The sequence below is a fragment of the Telluribacter humicola genome, assembly GCF_017355935.1.
Taxonomy (GTDB): domain Bacteria; phylum Bacteroidota; class Bacteroidia; order Cytophagales; family Spirosomataceae; genus Telluribacter; species Telluribacter humicola.
This window is the reverse complement of record NZ_JAFIQT010000021.1, coordinates 1-2,557: the sequence shown is the minus strand read 5'-3', so window position 1 is coordinate 2,557 and position 2,557 is coordinate 1. Positions and strand designations below refer to the sequence as shown.

2 protein-coding genes are annotated in these 2,557 nt (G+C 42.6%); both read right to left on the bottom strand.

Annotation, left to right across the window (positions count from 1 at the left end):
* Positions 1-84: 84 nt before the first annotated feature.
* Entirely contained in the window at positions 85-306 is a 222-nt protein-coding gene (locus tag JUB14_RS27600) for a hypothetical protein (protein ID WP_207510103.1), read from the bottom strand.
* A 638-nt stretch (positions 307-944) separates the two neighbouring features.
* Entirely contained in the window at positions 945-2,042 is a 1,098-nt protein-coding gene (locus JUB14_RS27595) for a replication initiation protein (protein WP_207510102.1), read from the bottom strand.
* Positions 2,043-2,557: the final 515 nt, after the last annotated feature.

Sequence of the window (2,557 nt, the reverse complement as noted above, 5' to 3'; positions counted from 1 at the left end):
ATACAGTGATATTTACAGTGTTTCTACTACAACCACAGGGTGGCTCAGTTTACTCCGAAATGGGTGGCTCAATTTCACCGGAATTTACAGGTAAGCCGCCAGGGTGGCCGGCGTCAGGGGCAAGTCGGCCAGCTCCCGCTGCTGCAGCCACTGCCGTAGCTGGTTGAGGTCCGAGCGGTAGGCCAGTTGGGTGTTGAGGGCCCCTTCGAGTCCCCGGTTGAAAAAAGCCGCGGTCTGTTGGGCCAGCTCCTCGTGGGTGGCCAGCCTGAGCGCTCGTCCGGAGACCTGGGATGCTAGAAGTGTCATGGAGAAAAAGTCAAATAGGGAGGCAAAATAGCAAAATTCTAGTTATGTCCAATAAATAAAGATTATTGGACATAATAATAAAATCCGTTTACCTGCTTCCTTTACACATCGTGGCTAAAAAGGTGGCACTGAGATTTCACTGTATAGAATTCCTGTTGGTCTAAGGATGCTACACGCAAATCTCGATTCGCTGAATCAGTCGATATTAGAAACCGGAGGTCAGCCCATCCTCTGCTAAAATGTATGTAAATTAGGATCCTTCAAGTTAACGGATTTTTTTGGTGAGCTACTGTGTGCTTAACCATGCATAGACTTATGCTAGTAAATGGACCGCGATTGCTGTCGTTAAATTATTTCTATGAGTAATTCTGATTCTCAGCGCGGTTCCTTTCATTCAGCTTTATCCTTCCCTAGTATGATATAAAAGCTTTTTTATAATGTGAAGCTGGGTAAGAAAATTATTAAAAGTTGGGCATTCCCCTTCGGGTCGGGCTATCCGTTCCAAGTCCTCACTCGTACCTCGCTCCGGGCTTTCCACTGCTATCCCTAACGCGATACTATATAAGTTTTTTCTTCCCTTCTATTCTTTCAGATGAATAGATTGACACCTGTAGTCGTAAGCAAAAGGCCTTTAAAAATTAAATATTCTTAGCTTTCCCTTTATAGTTGAATACACTCTGCGCAACATAGGCTTCTGGATTAACATCTGCGTATCCATAGTCTACGTACAGGTCAGCACGCAGGAAAGCTTTCAATTTTTCAGTATCCGAAAGGATCGCCTTTTTTTGCTGCTGAGAGAAGGAAGGATAGAATTGACTTAGTTTGTTAGAGGCATATGCTACTACTTCTGCTATGTCTGATTGGAACATCGCCTCCAATCGTTGATTCATTTCTTCTTTCTTTTCCTCTTTTTCCAGTTCCTCCGGTAGTATTTTTGATTGGATTCTGAATTCTATACCAATAGTAGCCCGCCCCTTCATCATTGGCACATAAGTGACTGATAAACTGGTGTGTTCGTTAATTTGCTCAAGCGAGAGGTCAATCACCCGCTGCCGCAGAGCAGAATAATTGTCATACGATTTATCCATTGCCCCAACTGATTTGCGAAGCTGGTCTAGTGTTACCCGCCATACTCCTGTCCCCCTAAACCGGGCCAGGTTAGAAAACAGCAGTTGTGCATACTTGCTACTGAGGATAAGTGCATCTTCGTAACCATATTGTGCATAACCGCTACCCAGAAACAGGAAAACTGGAATTGCTGCATGATACATGGTCAACTCAATAACGCCTTTATTGGGCCAGTACTCGGCCATGGGGAACACAACTATATTTGAATGCTTGCCATTTTCATCTTCCCAACTTATGGTGCGTTTTTGGATCAGGTCAATAGCAGACTGGATATTGGAGTTTGGGTGCCCTTTGATTATTTCCGAGTAATGAAAACGAAACCTAAGTTCCTCATAAGGCTTGATTTTGAATTTATCAATGACCTGGATGTTTCGAATTTCCCGCAGCACCAGCCAATATAATCTCCGCTCGAAGAAACCAAAGTCAGTAGTACTGGTCAGTAGTTTTAATGGCTCACGGATGAGAACCTTCTTGTTGTTTGTCGTGCGGAGTACAATGGTCTCTGGATTTGTTGCTACAGGAGACGTAATGGTAGTACTCTCAAATATTAGCGAAAGCTGGTTATTTGAGATCTGAAGCGACTGGTTGGATTTCGATAATGTTCCCATTCCCTAACATATAATAGCAACTGCAATTTAATGGCTTATTTATCCCTAACAAACAAATACTACTTTGTTATTGATAACTGGATATAAAGCAATAATATACTATAATATTACAATCAATTCCACTTCCTTGATCTAATTATAAAGTTTTCGACTATTATCTGTTAGGGTAAAGTGGCTGCTCCTATGGATCGAAGCATTTTCAGGCGGTTTTTCGACTATTATCTGTTAGGGTAAAGTGGCTGCTCCTATGGATCGAAGCATTTTCAGGCGGTTTTTCGACTATTATCTGTTAGGGTAAAGTGGCTGTTCCTATGGATCGAAGCATTTTCAGGCGGTTTTTCGACTATTATCTGTTAGGGTAAAGTGGCTGTTCCTATGGATCGAAGCATTTTCAGGCGGTTTTTTCGACTATTATCTGTTAGGGTAAAGTGGCTGTTCCTATGGATCGAAGCATTTTCAGGCGGTTTTTTCGACTATTATCTGTTAGGGTGAAGTGGCTGTTCCTATGGATCGAA

Bases quoted from the DNA above. Each gene is read 5' to 3' on its own strand.
- JUB14_RS27600 (WP_207510103.1), bottom strand. From the start codon at position 306: ATGACACTTCTAGCATCCCAGGTCTCCGGACGAGCGCTCAGGCTGGCC.
- JUB14_RS27595 (WP_207510102.1), bottom strand. From the start codon at position 2,042: ATGGGAACATTATCGAAATCCAACCAGTCGCTTCAGATCTCAAATAAC.